This is a genomic window from Aquirufa sp., assembly GCF_964796385.1.
Genome location: NZ_CBAUBA010000016.1, coordinates 38,718 through 56,025 on the forward strand (window position 1 = coordinate 38,718; position 17,308 = coordinate 56,025).

Annotated in this window: 14 protein-coding genes and 3 tRNA genes; 3 read left to right on the forward strand and 14 right to left on the reverse strand. The window is 33.5% G+C overall.

Annotation, left to right across the window (positions count from 1 at the left end; translation table 11 throughout):
- Positions 1 to 25: 25 nt before the first annotated feature.
- From AC1W6K_RS06705 to AC1W6K_RS06745, 9 genes are all read right to left on the reverse strand, one after another.
- Positions 26 to 99: transfer RNA gene (locus AC1W6K_RS06705), tRNA-Arg, on the reverse strand.
- A 63-nt stretch (positions 100 to 162) separates the two neighbouring features.
- Positions 163 to 236 (reverse strand) — tRNA-Pro (locus tag AC1W6K_RS06710).
- Between the two features lie 11 nt (positions 237 to 247).
- Positions 248 to 334, reverse strand: a tRNA-Ser gene (locus AC1W6K_RS06715).
- A 62-nt stretch (positions 335 to 396) separates the two neighbouring features.
- Positions 397 to 1,896: a glutamate synthase subunit beta gene (locus AC1W6K_RS06720; RefSeq protein ID WP_481946896.1), complete on the reverse strand. Its 1,500-nt coding sequence runs from the start codon at positions 1,894 to 1,896 to the stop codon at positions 397 to 399.
- A gap of 6 nt (positions 1,897 to 1,902) precedes the next feature.
- The gene (gene gltB / locus AC1W6K_RS06725; RefSeq protein WP_481946897.1) at positions 1,903 to 6,471 is read right to left on the reverse strand and encodes a glutamate synthase large subunit; all 4,569 of its coding nucleotides are present in this window, start codon (positions 6,469 to 6,471) and stop codon (positions 1,903 to 1,905) included.
- Positions 6,472 to 6,676: 205 nt separating this feature from the next.
- Positions 6,677 to 7,111 (reverse strand): STAS domain-containing protein, encoded by a 435-nt coding sequence (locus AC1W6K_RS06730; protein ID WP_481946898.1) that lies wholly within the window; start codon positions 7,109 to 7,111, stop codon positions 6,677 to 6,679.
- A 1-nt stretch (position 7,112) separates the two neighbouring features.
- Positions 7,113 to 8,039, reverse strand: coding sequence for a phosphoribosylaminoimidazolesuccinocarboxamide synthase (locus AC1W6K_RS06735; protein WP_481946899.1), 927 nt, complete (start codon positions 8,037 to 8,039; stop codon positions 7,113 to 7,115).
- 8 nt (positions 8,040 to 8,047) lie between these two features.
- Positions 8,048 to 8,431, reverse strand: a complete 384-nt coding sequence (locus AC1W6K_RS06740) for a hypothetical protein (RefSeq protein ID WP_481946900.1) — start codon at positions 8,429 to 8,431, stop codon at positions 8,048 to 8,050.
- Positions 8,432 to 8,579: 148 nt separating this feature from the next.
- Entirely contained in the window at positions 8,580 to 9,086 is a 507-nt protein-coding gene (locus AC1W6K_RS06745; RefSeq protein ID WP_481946901.1) for a hypothetical protein, read from the reverse strand.
- Positions 9,087 to 9,318: 232 nt separating this feature from the next.
- Between AC1W6K_RS06745 and AC1W6K_RS06750 the strand changes: the two genes are divergently transcribed.
- Both AC1W6K_RS06750 and AC1W6K_RS06755 read left to right on the forward strand, forming a co-directional pair.
- Positions 9,319 to 10,530, forward strand: coding sequence for a pyridoxal phosphate-dependent aminotransferase (locus AC1W6K_RS06750; RefSeq protein ID WP_481946902.1), 1,212 nt, complete (start codon positions 9,319 to 9,321; stop codon positions 10,528 to 10,530).
- Positions 10,527 to 11,279, forward strand: a complete 753-nt coding sequence (locus AC1W6K_RS06755; RefSeq protein ID WP_481946903.1) for a queuosine precursor transporter — start codon at positions 10,527 to 10,529, stop codon at positions 11,277 to 11,279. Before AC1W6K_RS06750 ends, AC1W6K_RS06755 begins: the two co-directional genes overlap by 4 nt.
- Here the strand turns inward: AC1W6K_RS06755 and AC1W6K_RS06760 are convergent.
- Positions 11,265 to 11,999 (reverse strand): TrmH family RNA methyltransferase, encoded by a 735-nt coding sequence (locus tag AC1W6K_RS06760; RefSeq protein WP_481719465.1) that lies wholly within the window; start codon positions 11,997 to 11,999, stop codon positions 11,265 to 11,267. The genes AC1W6K_RS06755 and AC1W6K_RS06760 overlap by 15 nt on opposite strands.
- Positions 12,000 to 12,074: 75 nt before the next feature.
- Here AC1W6K_RS06760 and tamL point away from each other — a divergent pair, with 75 nt between their 5' ends.
- On the forward strand, positions 12,075 to 14,294 hold the full coding sequence (gene tamL, locus AC1W6K_RS06765; protein WP_481946904.1) for a translocation and assembly module lipoprotein TamL: 2,220 nt from the start codon (positions 12,075 to 12,077) through the stop codon (positions 14,292 to 14,294).
- Between the two features lie 4 nt (positions 14,295 to 14,298).
- Here tamL and AC1W6K_RS06770 read toward each other — a convergent pair whose 3' ends face one another.
- From AC1W6K_RS06770 to AC1W6K_RS06785, 4 genes are read right to left on the reverse strand one after another with little or no spacing between them, the layout of a single operon-like run.
- The gene (locus tag AC1W6K_RS06770; protein WP_481946905.1) at positions 14,299 to 15,255 is read right to left on the reverse strand and encodes a transketolase family protein; all 957 of its coding nucleotides are present in this window, start codon (positions 15,253 to 15,255) and stop codon (positions 14,299 to 14,301) included.
- A gap of 9 nt (positions 15,256 to 15,264) precedes the next feature.
- Positions 15,265 to 16,122 (reverse strand): transketolase, encoded by an 858-nt coding sequence (locus AC1W6K_RS06775; RefSeq protein WP_481946906.1) that lies wholly within the window; start codon positions 16,120 to 16,122, stop codon positions 15,265 to 15,267.
- Between the two features lie 10 nt (positions 16,123 to 16,132).
- Positions 16,133 to 16,570, reverse strand: coding sequence for a peroxiredoxin (locus AC1W6K_RS06780; protein WP_481719469.1), 438 nt, complete (start codon positions 16,568 to 16,570; stop codon positions 16,133 to 16,135).
- 1 nt (position 16,571) lies between these two features.
- Complete coding sequence (locus tag AC1W6K_RS06785; protein WP_481719470.1) at positions 16,572 to 17,183, reverse strand: fumarylacetoacetate hydrolase family protein; 612 nt, start codon at positions 17,181 to 17,183, stop codon at positions 16,572 to 16,574.
- Positions 17,184 to 17,308 lie beyond the last annotated feature (125 nt).

Sequence of the window (17,308 nt, forward strand, 5' to 3'; positions counted from 1 at the left end):
CAAATTAAATAAGCCAATTTACTAGTGATTCCGTTTGGATTCGAACCAAAGACCTACTGCTTAGAAGGCAGTTGCTCTATCCAACTGAGCTACGGAACCTAAAATAAAATAAAAAGCCAACTTATGTACAGTGTAAAACACTCGCTCATAAATTGACTTTTGTCGGGGTGGCAGGATTCGAACCTACGACCTCTTGGTCCCAAACCAAGCGCGATACCGGGCTACGCTACACCCCGAAAATTGACTGCGGAGAGAGAGGGATTCGAACCCTCGGTACCGTTACCAGTACGCATGTTTAGCAAACATGTCCTTTCGGCCTCTCAGGCATCTCTCCTAGCATTTAAGAGAGGACAAAGGTAGTAAATTAATTTAGTATATGAAATTTATGCTGAAAAATTATTTGGCCATTAGGTCAAAACTAGAGATATTTTTACCTTCTAAATTACTTTTTCCCATCAAATATATGTCCATATTTCTGGCGGCCTCACGACCTTCAGAAATCGCCCAAACCACTAAAGATTGACCACGTCTAGCATCTCCTGCGATGAAAACTTTCTCATTATCAGACTGATATGTTGCACTTGCAACTAAATTACCACGCTCATCTGACTTCACTCCTGCAGCCGTTAACTGCTCGAATAAGTCGTTATGGTCCGTGTGTAAAAAACCTGCAGCAATAAGTGCTAAATCACATGGTATCTTTCTGCTATTAATAACCTCTTGCTCCATTTTTCCATCTTTCATTTGGTAAACGATATCCCCAATTATCAAAGCTTCTAATTCACCTTTATCATTTTTAACATATTCTTGTAAGGCAATCGACCATAAACGCTCTACACCTTCATCATGCGAGGTAGATGTGCGTAACATAGTAGGCCAATTAGGCCAAGGAGTAGTTGAAGCTCTATCTATTGGAGGTTTAGGCATTACTTCAATCTGCGTTATAGAGGCCGCTTTATGCCGATTAGAAGTACCTACACAATCAGAACCTGTATCTCCACCACCAATTATAACCACATGCTTTCCTCTAGCATAAATATTGTTATTTCCATAGACTTCACCTTTATGGTTAACCTCTAGAGGTATAGTAGCATTACGCTTATTCTGTTGAGATAAAAATTCCATAGCTGGATAAATACCTTTTGCATCGTCTCCTTTTGCAGAAATAAATCGAGGCACTGTACTACCTGTAGATATCAAAACCGCATCAAAGGTATTAATTAGATTAATTAATTTTTCGGTTGTTCCGATATTTGCATTTGTTATAAAGGTAATACCCTCTTTCTTCATCATATCCACCCGACGTGAGACAACTGACTTATCTAATTTAAAATCAGGAATTCCATAGCGCAACAAGCCTCCAATTTGATCAGCACGTTCATAAACGCTAACTAGATGTCCTGCTTTATTCAATTGTGCTGCAGCAGCCAAACCTGCTGGACCAGAACCAATAACAGCAATTTTTTTTCCACTACGTATTTTAGGAATAAATGGAATTACCCAACCCTCTGAGTAAGCCTTTTCAATAATAGATTTTTCAATTAATTCAATCGCAACTGCAGGTTTATTAATGCCTAATACACAAGATGACTCACAAGGAGCCGGACAAATTCGTCCTGTAAATTCAGGAAAATTATTAGTAGTACTTAGAATATCATAGGCATATTTCCAATTTTGCTCATAAACAGCATCATTAAATTCAGGTATAATATTACCTAGCGGACAACCATTATGACAAAATGGCGTACCACAATCCATACAACGACTGGCTTGCGCTTCAGTGTCCGATGTAGTATTCGGTTGTTCAATTTCTTTATAATCATTAACACGCTCAGAAACTGCTCTTTTAGGAGCTAATTTGCGGTCAATTTCCAAAAATCCGGTAGGCTTTCCCATTCTATACTATTTTAATTCTACTTGAATATCTTGATACACTCTATCTTTGTCAGCTAAAACATCAGAAATAGTTAATTTCCGAGAGCTTAAGGCATTCTTATAATCAACAGGCAATACCTTCTTAAATTGACTAGCTAATGCATTAAAATTATCAAAGACTTGTTTACCTTTAACTGAAGCGGTTAAAGCAACGTGCTTTTCTAAAAACATCAGGATGATACTCTTATCCTCCGGTGTTAATTCTGTGATTTCTACCATTTCGCGATTCACTTTGGCATCGAACTTATTCTGTTCATCCAAAATATACGCAACTCCACCTGACATCCCTGCTCCAAAGTTCCGACCTGTATTACCTAAAATAATAACTAAGCCACCTGTCATATACTCGCAACCGTGATCTCCAATTCCCTCTACAACAACTTTAGCGCCTGAGTTTCGTACACAAAAACGCTCTCCAGCCATTCCAGCTAGATAAGCTTCTCCCGAGGTTGCACCATAAAAGGACACATTACCTATAATAGAGTTCTCAGAGGCTTTAAACGATGCTTCTGGAGAAGGATATACCACAAGAGTAGCACCGCATAATCCTTTACCTACATAATCATTTGCATCTCCTTCGATTTCAAATTTAACGCCTTTAACCGCAAATGCACCAAAAGATTGACCAGCAGTACCTTTAAATTTAATATTTATAGTATCAGCCGGAAGACCTTTAGCTCCATATTTTTTAGTTATCTCATTAGATAAAATAGTTCCTGCCGACCGATTTACATTGATAATATCAAGTTCTGCACTTACAGTTTGACCTTTATCCAAAGCTGGTTGAGCTATTTTTAATAAATCCCAGTCAATTTGTTCTGACAAACCATGATCTTGTTCTTCTGATTTAAATACTGCAACTCCTTCTGATAAAACCGAGGGTGCTAAAATGGGACTTAAATCTAAATTCTTAAATTTCCAATGACTTGAAAGATCAATCATCTCTAATAGATCAACACGGCCTACCATCTCTTCAAGCTTACGGAAACCTAATTCAGCCATAATCTCCCGCAATTCTTGCGCTAAGAAATGGAATAAATTGACCACATGGTCTGCTTGGCCTGTATACAATGCTCTTAATTCTGGATTTGTAGTTGCAACTCCAACCGGACATGTATTTAAGTGACATTTACGCATCATAATACATCCAGCTGTTACTAGAGCTGCCGTTGCCACACCGAATTCTTCCGCTCCTAATAAAGCAGCTACAGCAATATCTTTACCTGTTTTTATTTGGCCATCTGCCTGAATCGTCACACGACCACGTAACTTATTTTTAACTAAGGTTTGGTGGGTTTCAGCTAAACCAAGTTCCCAAGGTAAACCTGCGTGGCGAATTGATGATAATGGAGACGCTCCAGTACCGCCATCATAACCAGCAATCAAAATATGATCCGCATGTGCTTTAGCAACACCTGCAGCAATAGTTCCTACGCCAGCTTCAGAGACCAATTTAACAGAAATTCTGGCTGCTCTGTTGGCGTTTTTTAAATCAAAAATTAACTGAGCTAAATCTTCAATAGAATAAATATCATGATGTGGAGGAGGAGATATTAGACCAACGCCTGGCGTACTATGACGCGTTTTTCCAATCCAATCATCCACTTTATGTCCAGGCAACTGGCCACCTTCTCCTGGCTTAGCACCTTGAGCCATTTTAATTTGAAGTTCCTTCGCATTCGTTAAATAATGTGCAGTAACACCAAACCTACCTGAGGCTACTTGCTTAATAGCTGAATTCATAGAATCCCCATTTGCCATTTTTTCAAAACGAATAGGATCTTCTCCGCCTTCACCTGTATTAGATTTTCCTCCAATACGGTTCATAGCGATGGCTAATGTCGTATGAGCTTCAAAAGAAATAGAACCAAATGACATAGCTCCAGTTGCAAAACGAGCTAATAAACTTTCTATTGGTTCTACTTCATCAATAGAAATGGCAGTACTAGATTTAAACTTAAGCAAACCACGAAGCGTAATAGTTTTCTTACTTTGGTCATCAATTAATTGAGCATACTTTTTATAAACAGCATAGTCATTTTGCTTTGTAGCTTGCTGCAATAAATGTATTGTAGCTGGATTAAATAAATGTTCTTCGCCTCTTTGTTTCCATTGGTAGATTCCACCCACTTCTAATTTGGGAGAATCTTGCTTTAATAATTGATATCCTGACGCATGCTTGATCAGCGCTTCCTTGGCTATGATATCTAAACTAATACCACCAATTCGGGAAATTGAACCCGTAAAATAAGTATCAACTACATCCTTCCCTATACCTAAAATTTCAAAAATTTGAGCTCCTTGATAAGACTGCAAAGTGGAAATACCCATTTTAGAAAAAATCTTTAGAAGTTCACCATTAACTGCTTTGATATAATTATACTCTAATTTATCATAGCTTAAATCTTGATTAACAAAACCCTGATCTTTCATGGCTTTAATTGTTTCAAAAGCTATATATGGATTAATTGCACTCGCGCCATATCCAATCAAAGTAGCAAAGTGGTGGGTTTCCCACACATCCCCTGCTTCAATAATAATACCCACTTTGGCGCGTTTTTTCGTACGATTCAAGTGGTTATGTACTGAGGCTAAAGCTAGTAAGGACGGAATGGGTGCATGGGAACTATCGATTCCTCTATCCGTTAATAAAATGATGGAATAACCATCATCCACTGCATCTTCCGCATATTGATTAATGCGATCTAAAGCTTTCTTCAAAACACCTTCTTCTTCTGACGCACGGAAAGTCATGTGAATGGTTTTTGTTTGGAAATTCTCATGATCAATCCAACGGATTTTTTCTACCTCTTTATTACGTAATACGGGTTGTTGAATTTCGATTTGACGACAATGAGTAGAACTTTCTTCTAATAAATTAGATAAACCTCCAATATCAGAAAGTAGCGACATTACCATTCGCTCACGAATTGGATCTATTGGCGGATTCGTAACTTGTGCAAATAGCTGCTTGAAATAAGAAGATAGATGCTGAGCCTTCTCAGACAATACAGCTAATGGGGTATCGATACCCATAGAACCAAGAGCTTCTTTTCCTGTCTCTGCCATTTGAGCTAAAACAATACGAATATCTTCCGTAGTAAAGCCAAATATCTGTTGTCTAGAGACTAATTGAATGGCTTTTGGCTCCCTGAATTCACTTCCAGCCTCTGGTAAATCCTCTACTCTGATCTTATTATTTAACAACCATTCTCCATAAGGCTGTTGTTGACAAATCTTTTCTTTTAATTCTTCATCAGGAATAATACGCCCTTGTTCCATGTCCACCACAAACATTTTTCCAGGTTGTAAACGGCCCTTAGAAACTATAGTGGCTGGATCTAAATCTAAGACACCTGCTTCTGAAGCCATTATAACGTGATCATCCGATGTTACCCAATAACGCGACGGACGAAGACCATTACGATCTAAGGTAGCTCCTATCATTTTACCATCTGTAAATGAAATACTAGCTGGGCCATCCCAAGGCTCCATCATGGCTGCGTGGTATTCGTAGAAGTCCTTTTTATATTTCTCCATGCTTTCATTGCCATCCCAAGCTTCAGGGATAAGCATCATCATCACATGCGGCAACGAACGACCCGTTAAATACAATAATTCAATGGCATTGTCTAATATGGCTGAATCTGATTGTCCAAGACTACAAACCGGAAGAATCATGTCTAATTCTTCTTGTGTAAAATATTTACTAGAGAATAAAGCTGATTGCGCTTGCATCCAAGATGAATTACCTTTTACTGTATTAATCTCCCCATTGTGCGCAATAAAACGAAACGGCTGAGCCAATTTCCACTCTGGAAACGTATTGGTCGAAAAGCGAGAGTGAACAATAGCTAAAGCTGAGGTGAAATTCTCTTGAAAAAGATCTAAGAAATAGCCAGGAACTTGCATCGTAGTTAACATACCCTTGTAAATAATTGTACGGCATGACAAAGAGGCAAAGTAAAAATTGTTATCTAAGCCAGAAATGGTTTCATTTAATAACTTAGCTACATATTGTCTGAAAACATACAGTTTTCGTTCAAAATCAATCTCAGTGGTACAATCAACCGGTCTCTCTATGAATAATTGCTGAATAGAAGGTTCTGTATTACCTGAATCTGCTCCTGTGATTTCCGAATTATCTACAGGGACTACTCGATAACCCAATACACGTAATCCTAACTTCTTTGTTTTGCGTTCAATAACCTCTTTACATTCCTTTATTAAAGTTTCATCATTCGGAAAGAATACCATTCCTACACCATAATGGCCCAAAGACGGTAAAGTAAATCCAAGTAAACTAGTTTCTTCTAAAAAGAATTCATGAGGTAATTGCACAAGAACACCTGCTCCATCACCTGAATTGGGGTCACACCCACAAGCTCCACGGTGATCCATACGAATAAGCATCTTAATGGAGTCTTGAACAATACGGTGGGATTTTATACCTTTTAAACTTGCGACAAAACCAATACCGCAAGCATCATGTTCAAATTCTTTTCTGTAAAGTCCATTTTCGGCAACATTATTCATATAGAAATTAGATTATTCAAATTATATATTATAAAAAAAGTATAATAAATAAAACAGTTAATTTATTGGGGAGCAATATAAAATGTAAGTCTAATCCAAATTTAACACAAAATAGATTTGGCAAATAAGTATTTAACAAAATAATCTTTTGAATAAAGCTAATTCGAAGAACTAAAATAAAATTTCTTAGAAAAGTGCAATAAAATTAATAATCTTCACCTAAATCAGATCCATCTAGGCCATATTCATCAGTATTTGCATCAGATTCATCTTCAAAATCATTTGCTAAATCATTAAGGTATATAGCATCTACACCTTCTTTGACCGAATTCATTATAGTCAAATCATCAATCTTTGCTTGATCAAGACGATCAATAACTTCATCGGATTTTAATATTAGGACAAATAGGCCAAGTTCATTTGTGCAAATTTTGGTAGCCTTCCTAATTGCTGCAACACCAAAACCGTCAATAATGTTAACTTTTGACGCATTTAAAATAATATTCGAGTATTCATTTTTAAATAATATTCTAACTGCATATTCTAATTCCTCCGAGCTTGTTTGAGTTAAATCAGCTGAAAGCCAATCAATAACAGCATAACTTTCATTTTTTTCTAATTGATAAACTTGAGATGACATTTTAAAAATGGTATGATATTTGATTATAAATATTAGATATGTAATCTTCCTTTAAATCAGATTTTACAAATTTATTACCTGTTATCTCCTCATACAAAAGTATGTAACGCTCAGATATTTGGTAAACAAATTCATCCGTTATCAATGGAATTTTCTGACCTTCTTTACCTTGAAAATTATTTGCAATCAGCCATTCTCTAACGAATTCCTTTGATAACTGTTTTTGTGGCAAACCTTTTGTAAAAAGTTCTTTATATAAATTTTTATAAAAGTATCGAGACGAATCTGGCGTATGTATCTCATCCATTAAAATAATTTTATTATCACGAATACCAAACTCATATTTTGTGTCAACTAAAATTAAATTTTTAGAATCAGCCATTTCCTGACCTCGTTGAAATAATGCGAGTGAAATTTGACTTATCTCTGTAATTAATTTTTCACTTAATATTCCCTGTTTAACAATTTCAACTATTGAAATATCTTCATCATGACCATGACTTGCTTTTGTCGTAGGTGTAATAATTGGTGACGATAAAATTTGATTTTCAATTAATCCGTCTGGTAATTTTACACCACAAATAATTCTTTTACCCGATTTATATTCTCTCCATAAATGACCCACCAAATATCCTCTAACAACCATTTCAATTGGTATAGCCTTGCACTTGATTCCAAAAGCAGCATTAGGAGCCGGTGTACTGATTAACCAGTTAGGAACTATATCTGCAGTCGCATTAAGGAAATAGGAAGCTATTTGATTTAAAACTTGACCTTTAAATGGAATTAAACGTGGCAATATTACATCAAATGCAGAAATTCTATCTGATGTAATCATTAATAGATGTTCTCCAAAAGAGTAAACATCACGCACTTTTCCTTTATAAAAAGAGGTTTGATTAGGAAATTCAATAATAGTATTACTCATGTAAAAATTTATAATATTAACTTTTCATTTTTCTTCATTATCTCTAATAATTGCAAAGCCTCTGATTTGTCCCATTGTTGGGTAAGTGTAGATTTATTAAATATTTTTGGTCTTAAAGAAATTTTTGAAGTATTTGATTTTAATAATTCGAAAACATAAACCAAGCTATCAGAGTTTGAATTTTCAATTATCCCTTTTTTTAACATTTTTTGGGCTAATGCTGAACTATATATCCTATCAATTAATAAAGAATTTAAAATTAAATCATTCGTATTACTTGATTGTGTGAAATTCACTGTTTTGTGATAGTTTGAAGGATAACCTGATTTCACACTTATTAATTTTAGCCTACTTTCAGCCTCAAAATCGTTGAAAATTGTGTTTTTTTTCATTTGTTTAATAGACTTTTCAGCTCTTTCTAATTTTACTACACTTAGATACTGATTTAGCTTTAATACCTGTTTATTATATGAATCATTAGACAAAGTGTATATACTCTGATACAATAATATAGCAATATAAATGAGGGATGAGAACAAATTATATTTTCAAAATCTTTAATTTAAAAATTAAATCAGTCGATATTAATACTATCGTCAAAATTAGTAAATAATTTTTTAAGGACGATATCTCAAAAATATAAGTAAAGTAATTTATAAGCTTAACTGGTTCATTACTTTCAGAAATAAAACTAGAGCCTTCAGAGAAATCAGAATTATTTACGTCTAAATATTTGGTATTGGTTTTATTTAAATCAATCTTTTGAAGATTATAATCTGATCTATTTTTAAAATATTCATTACGCAATAAATTAATAAATCTACTTTTATTCGTTGTAGGAATTATAAAGTTGCCTAAATTTCTATTCGTATTTAATATTACTAATCCAATTTTTTCAATTTTAGCTGCATTTGCTATTTCAATTAATTTCAATCTAGTTGATTCAGTAAAAATAAGTTTATTCTGATATTCTGAAATTGTTAAATATAAAATTAAGTTACTCTCACTTTTTGACTTTAAGCTACTTCTGTCCTCTGAACTAGACAATACAACCAAAATTAAACACAATAGTATTAACGTACGTAAAAACATTTTCACTATTACTAGGTTAGAAATTCGTGCTCCTTTTCGAAAAACAACATAATACCTTAAAGCTAAATTCATCAAAAGAATGAATATAGCTATTATACCGCCTAATATGACCTCATTTAAATACAAATTACCGAATTAAAGAATCAAAAGTAATTTACTAATTTTACATTTCTATCATTTGGAACATATGGATATTTATAAAAGTAAGCGCCTTGACAATTTAAAATATGAAATTCGTGGTCCAGTATATGAGAAAGCCATTGTATTACAAAATCAGGGTTATAAGATTACTTCATTAAACATTGGTAACCCTGCAGCATTTGGATTTGAAACTCCCGATGAAATTATACATGATATTATTGTAAATATTCGGTCTGCACAAGGATATGTAGACTCACGTGGTTTATTTGCGGCAAGAAAAGCTGTTATGCAATATTACCAAAATCAAGGTGTTAAAAATAGTTTAATTGAAGATGTCTATATTGGTAATGGAGTTAGTGAATTAATTTCACTAGTTATGACGGCTTTACTAAATACAGACGATGAAGTTTTAATTCCATCGCCCGACTATCCACTGTGGACTACAGTTGTCGGCCTACAAGGAGGTAAGGCTATTCATTACGAATGTGATGAATCAAATGATTGGAATCCAAATATTCAAGACATTGAAAATAAAATAAATTCCAAGACAAAAGCTATTGTTTTAATAAATCCAAATAACCCAACTGGAGCAGTTTATACAAAAGAAACAGTTAGACAAGTTGTAAAACTTGCTGAAAAGAATCAATTAATTTTGTTCTCAGATGAGATTTATGACAAAATAATTTACGACACGGCTAAACATTATTCAGCGGCAGGATTAAGTGAAGATATTTTAATTGTTACCATGGGCGGATTGTCAAAAAACTATCGTGCAGCAGGATTTAGAGGCGGTTGGATGATTTTAACTGGCGCAAAACATAAAGCTAAATCCTATATTGAGGGCTTGAATTTTTTATTCAGCACAAGACTTTGTGCCAACGTTATCACACAACTCGGAATACAAACAGCACTCGGCGGCTACCAATCTATTAATGATTTAGTTTCTAATGATGGTAGATTAGCTAAACAAATGAATCTTGCATATGCTAAATTAAATGCAATACCAGGGGTTTCATGTGTGAAACCTAAAGGGGCACTTTACCTTTTTCCAAAATTTGACCTTGATGTTTTTACGTTTAAAGATGACAATGAATTTGTCATGACACTCTTAGAGGAACAAAAAATTCTGGTCGTTGGTGGCCAAGGATTTAATTTTACGAGAAAAGATCATTTCAGAATTGTATTTCTTCAACATGTCGAACAATTAAATTTAGCTTTAGATAAAATTGCATCTCATTTTAATAATCATAGAATATGATTTTTAGTCAATTTTCACGAAAACAAAAGCTTTTTATTGTTTTATTCGGTGTCTTTTTGACGAATGCAATAATAGCAGAGATTATCGGAGTAAAAATTGTAAGTATTGAAAAATCTCTTGGTTTCAACCCATTAGAATTGAAAACATTTTGGGGTGAAACATGGTCATTTAATCAAACCGCAGGTGCTTTAAATTGGCCAATCGTATTTATAACATCAGATTTAATAAATGATTATTTTGGCAAAAGAGGAGTAAAATTTATTTCATACACCACTTCCCTATTTGTATTATATTCCTTCCTTGTTATTTATTTAGCAACTTTATTAGTCCCAGCTGATTTTTGGATTTCCGTCAATGAAAAAACAGGTAATATAAATGATTCATTTTCATTAATATTTAGGCAGGGTCTTGGAATAATTGCAGGATCCTTAACAGCTTTTTTGGTCAGTCAATTATTAGATGCTTATATTTTTGAAAAAATCAAATCAAAAACAGGTAAAAAACACATTTGGCTACGAGCGACTGGATCTACCTTAGTTTCACAATTAATCGATAGTTTTCTAGTTATTGGTATTGCGTTTTATATTTTCGGGAATTGGAGCGTCAATCAGTGGTTCAATGTGGCTTTGAACAACTACTTATATAAATTCATTGTTGCTATACTATTAACACCCTTATTATACTTAGTTCATTATATAATTGAAGTCTATTTAAAAAAAGAATTAAATGAAAATTTAACTTCTTCTTAAATTATCCAAAAAAATTGCACACGAAATGCCAACATTTAGTGATTCGGCCCCGCCGAAACTAGGAATGGTTACGGAATCATCAATTAATTCAATCACTGATTGACAAATGCCATTTGATTCATTTCCAAAAATAATAAAGCCGGCATCAGGAAATTCATATTCGTGTATATTCTTCCCATTAAGTACCGCTCCAATTTTTTTTGAGTTCGTATATTTACTTAACCACGTGTCCAATTGAACATACATATGTGATATTCTCAAGAAAGAGCCCATAGAAGCATTAATAACTTTGGGATTGTAGAATTCAGTACAATCATTAGATAAGACAATTTGGTTAATACCATACCAATCACAAATACGAATAATTGTACCAAGATTACCAGGATCTCTTATACCATCTAAAATAACTGTAAATTCATCAGGCATATAAACAAAAGATTCATTAGGCATCTCTACAATAGCAAATCCATAGTTATTAGTGACCAAAGTTGAAAGTTGATGAATTAAAAAATCGGCAACATAAAAAACAGTGCATTTAATATTTAAAAAAGTAGTATCAAGTTTAATATTATCATTGATAATAATAGAATGAATTTTCAAACTAGAATTTAACAATTCATTTACACCTTTCTCCCCTTCAACTAAAAATAATCGATTCTCCGAACGTCCTTTTTTAGAATGTAGGGAATTAATTAACTTTATTTGTTTATTGGTTAACATCACTTGAAAAATATAAGCTATTATTCTTTTTTAATTATAATCTCCTTTCTACACTTATCGTGTACGAATTTGCAAATGTATAAACTTCCGTTGTATACAATTGAAAAAACTTCGATAAGTGGTAATAAGCATGTTAAAATTGAGGATTTCAAAACAAACCTTAGTTCATTAAAAGAAGTAAATAAACCTTACATTTTTATCAAATTAAACGGTTATTTAACAATTAAAAGAAGAAAAAAGGATTCATTAAATATAAAAGAAGCTAAGTTTCAACTTTTTAAACGCCAACCTGAAGTGCTGGATACCTCTTCAGTGAATTCAATAAGAGATAAGATTTCTCGTTATTACAGTTCTATTGGTTATTTAAACTCTCAAATTGCTATTAAAATAGATACCTCAATAAACAATAAAATAAAAATTGAATATGTAATTTCAGAGGGCCTACCAAGTTTATTTACTAAAAAAGACACGCTTATAATTAACAATCCAGCTCTAGAAAATATAGTAAAGAAATTCATAAGTGAAGAAAGTTTAATTAAATTGAACAGTAGACTTTCTATTTCTTTATTAAAAGAGGAGAAAAAAAAACTAGGTGAAACACTAAGAAATCAAGGATATTATTACTTTAATGAAGATCAGATTGGAATTAAGTTAAACGATACAAAAGATTCTACACTGACATCAATATCATTGGCTTATAAGATTCCGAATTCAAACATATCCACTACTAATATTCAATATGATCGACTCTTTCGTATTGGACTTGTCAAATTCAATGAATTACATTTAGAATTAAATGAAAAAGAAGAGAAATGGATTTCTCAATCTTTGAATACAAATCAATTAAAAAGAATCGTCACCTTCAAAGAAGGTGATATGTATGCAGCAAATAGAATAACGCAAAGTCTTCAAAATATTTACGCAACAGATCAGTATAAATCAGTAGCTATAAAGTTTGATACCGGAGCAACTCGAGTCAATCCAACAATCGATCTAATTCGGAACGATAAATTTAATATTTCATCTGAATTAGGTGGAAGTGTGTTTAGAGGAATTCCTGGTCCTTTTTTAACTAATTCATTTAAAATTCGTCGTGTATTTTCAGTTCTAGATAATCTAGAATTTAATAGTAGAATTGGATTTGAAGCACAGACTGGATTTATAAATACAGATCAAACAAGAAAAAATTTAGAACTAAACCTGACAGCGATTTTAAATCTTCCTACACTATATATACCCGCATATTTTTCAAAATGGTCGTCAAATATCATAGGATCTCAAACCCAGTTTGGTTTAGGATATGATTACATAAATAGGCCTGAGTATTTAAGAACAAATTTTAAATTATTCCAACGATATCAATGGAGAAAGTCAGTTAATAAATATTTTCAATTATCATTATTTGATGTCAACGTAATAAATACAAATTATCCTCTAACAGAAACTTCAACTAGTTTTACTTCCTATTTAGAAAGTTTGAGAGAACGCGGAAATAATCTATATCGCAGCTTTAATCCTAGTTTTGTTTCTAGTATTATATTTCAATATAACTACAGATCATTTCTCCCTTCGAATAAATTAGTAGACGGTAGAAGTTTTCAAATTGGATTAGAATCAGGGGGTACTTCATTAAATTTAATTAGAAATAAACGAATTACCTTTATTGAGAATTTATTTCAATCCAACCAAGAACTGCAATTCTACAGATATTTAAGGTTTAATTTAGATTATCGAAAGTATGTTCTTTTTGGACCGAAAAAACAGTCACAATTAGCCTATAAATTCGCTGGTGGATTAGCTTATGTATATGGAAGTGAAAATGATTATCAATTACCCTATGAAAAGAACTTTTTTATTGGAGGCCCAAGCAGTCTAAGAGCATGGAAACCTAGACGATTAGGTCCAGGTTCATATAATTCATTCACAAATTTAATTGAGCAACCGGGCAGCGTTTTAATAGAATCTTCATTGGAATATAGATTTAAAATTATTCAATTTCTTGGCACTATGAATGGAGCCCTATTTTTAGATGCCGGTAATATTTGGAATATTTCATATCCAGGACAGCTTTCTGTAGGAAATTGGAAAATTAATAGTTTTTTAAATGAGATTGCAGTGGGAACAGGCATCGGATTAAGATGGGATTTCGAATACTTTCTTTTAAGATTAGATTTAGCAAGTAAAGTGTTAAATCCTGCTATGCCTAAAAACGAAAAATGGGTTTTCAACAAAACATCATTTAGTTCAGTTGAAAACCCAATAGAATTTAATATAGGTATTGGTTACCCATTTTAAACTATTATTTTTTTCTTGATATAGCTAGTAATGCTTTTTCAACGATAGAATTCGCATTCAAACCATATTTTTCCATCAATTCAGCCGGCTTCCCAGATTCGCCAAAAGTATCATAGACACCTACAAATTCTTGCGGTGAAGGTAAATTTAACGCTAAATACTGTGCAATAGAGTCTCCTAAACCCCCATTAATTTGATGTTCTTCTGCTGAAACAACACAACCAGTTTTAGCAACTGAGGTATGAATAGCATCAACATCTAAAGGTTTAATCGTGTGTATATTTATTATCTCAGCATGAATTCCTTTTTCTAATAATATTTCTGCAGCAATAATTGCTTCCCACACCAAATGACCAGTTGCAAAAATACTTACATCGGTTCCTTCTATAAGCCGCAATGCTTTACCAATCTCAAAAACTTGATTCTCTGAGGTAAAAACAGGAACTACCGGACGTCCAAAACGAAGATAAACCGGACCTTCATAGCTAGCAATGGCTATAGTTGCAGCTTTAGTTTGATTATAATCACAAGGATTAATTACGACCATACCTGGAAGCATTTTCATTAATCCAATATCTTCTAAAATTTGATGCGTAGCCCCATCTTCACCTAAAGTTAACCCAGCATGAGAACAAGCTATTTTGACGTTTTTACCGGAATATGCCACAGACTGACGTATTTGATCGTAAACACGCCCTGTACCAAAATTTGCAAAAGTAGTGGCATAGGGAATATATCCACCGATTGATAGTCCAGCAGCTAATCCAATCATATTAGCCTCTGCAATTCCTGTCTGAAAAAATCTTTCAGGGGAATTTTTAATAAATGATTCCAGCTTTAAAGAACCAATCAAATCCGCGCACAATGCGACAACTTTAGGGTTATTTTGACTCAAGTATTCCATTCCTGCACCGAAGCCAGATCGTGTATCCTTTTTAGTATCGTATGTAAATAATGCCATTTCTATTTATTAATAATCTCCTAAAGTTTCTTCTAATTGCCCAAGAGCAGCGGCAAGTTGCTCATCATTTGGTGCCACACCATGCCATTTGTGACTATGCATCATAAAATCAACGCCAGCTCCCATCTCCGTTTTCATAATAACCATAACAGGTTTATTATTTACTAAAAGAGCTTTAGACTCTCGAATTACTGCTGTCAAATCAGACATATTATTGCCGTCCACTCGTAAAACTTGCCAACCAAAAGCCTGATACTTAGCCTCTAAGTCTAGGTTATTCATGATTTTTTCAGTTGGGCCATCAATTTGTTGGCCGTTTTCATCTATAAATACTATTAAATTATTCACGTTATGATGGGGTGCATACATGGCAGCTTCCCAAACTTGACCTTCATTTTGTTCTCCATCCCCCATCAAACAATATACTATTGAATTATCTGAATTAAGCTTTTTAGCCTGTGCAACACCAATTGCTACGCTTAATCCTTGACCCAACGAACCTGAAGCAATACGCACGCCTTCTAAATGTTCATGAGGTGTAGGATGACCTTGTAACCTACTATTTAGCTTACGAAAACTGGCTAATTCTGATACGTTAAAATAACCACGACGAGCTAATACACTGTATAAAAGTGGTGAGATATGGCCATTGGAAAGAAAAAAAACGTCTTCATTTTTTCCATCCATCTGAAAAATCACTTGACCAGAACTATCTAATTTCAAATTCATGGAATTGAAAAATAGTTCAACTAATAAATCAGTGCATCCTAAAGAGCCTCCAGGATGACCTGACTGGACACCATGCACTTGACGTAAAATATCCCGACGTACTTGGGATGCGACTTTTTGTAATTCTGTTGTTTGCATAATAATTCGATCAGTGGATTTGTTGAGTGTGATTTTGGGTATCCACTTTCGTTATGATATCTGTAATAATTCCCAATTCATCAATAAGGAATGTCGTACGAGCTATCCCCATATAACTTTTACCATACATTGATTTTTCTACCCAAACACCAAATGCCTCAACGATATTATGTGATTCATCTGATATCAAAGGGAATTTCAATTGAAATTTAGCGATAAATTTATCATGAGATTTAGTAGAATCTACACTTGCTCCAATTACCTTATAACCTTTAGACATTAAATAATCTAAATTTTCATTCAAATTGCAAGCCTGAGCTGTACATCCTGGTGTATTATCCTTGGGATAAAAATACAAAACTGTTTTACTACCCAGTAAACTGTGCTTAACACCAGCAGAATCAATCATTTCCGTTATAGGTACAGAAGAACCAATAGTTAAAGCCATTTTATTTAATTGCTAGTTCAAATAAATTCTCTCCTTGTAAATATCCATTTAAGATATCCCCTATTTGTACAGGTCCGACACCGGCAGGAGTTCCTGTAAATATGTAATCACCTGATTTCAAAGTAAAGTATTTTGAGATATCAGCTATTAATTCAGAAACATTCCAAATCATTAAATCTGAATTACCTTTTTGTACAGATTGCTGATTTTGAAATAATTCAAATTCAATTGAATTTGAAAAATCTGATTCACATATGGGACGTAGTGTGGAAACAAATGCAGAACCATTAAATGCTTTGGCTTTTTCCCAAGGTAAACCCTTTTCTTTTAACTTACTTTGCACATCTCGCGCCGTAAAATCAATACCTAATCCTATTGCGTCAATATATTTATAAGCAAATTTTGACTCAATGTTTTTTCCAACTTTTCCTACACGATAAACTAGTTCTAGCTCATAATGTACGTCTGATGAAAAAGATGGGTAATAAAAAGCATGTGAATTATCTATTAACGCAGTATCAGGTTTAATGAAAATAACGGGATCAGTTGGCTTTTCATTAGATAACTCCTTTATATGATCAACGTAGTTTCTCCCAACGCAAATAATCTTCATTGCAATCTATTTTAAAACTTCAGAAACTAATCTTGCCGCATCTTTTAATAAAACTGCAGAAAATACCTTTAAGCCTGAGTTATTAATTATAGCCGCTCCTTCTTCTGCATTTGTACCTTGAAGAC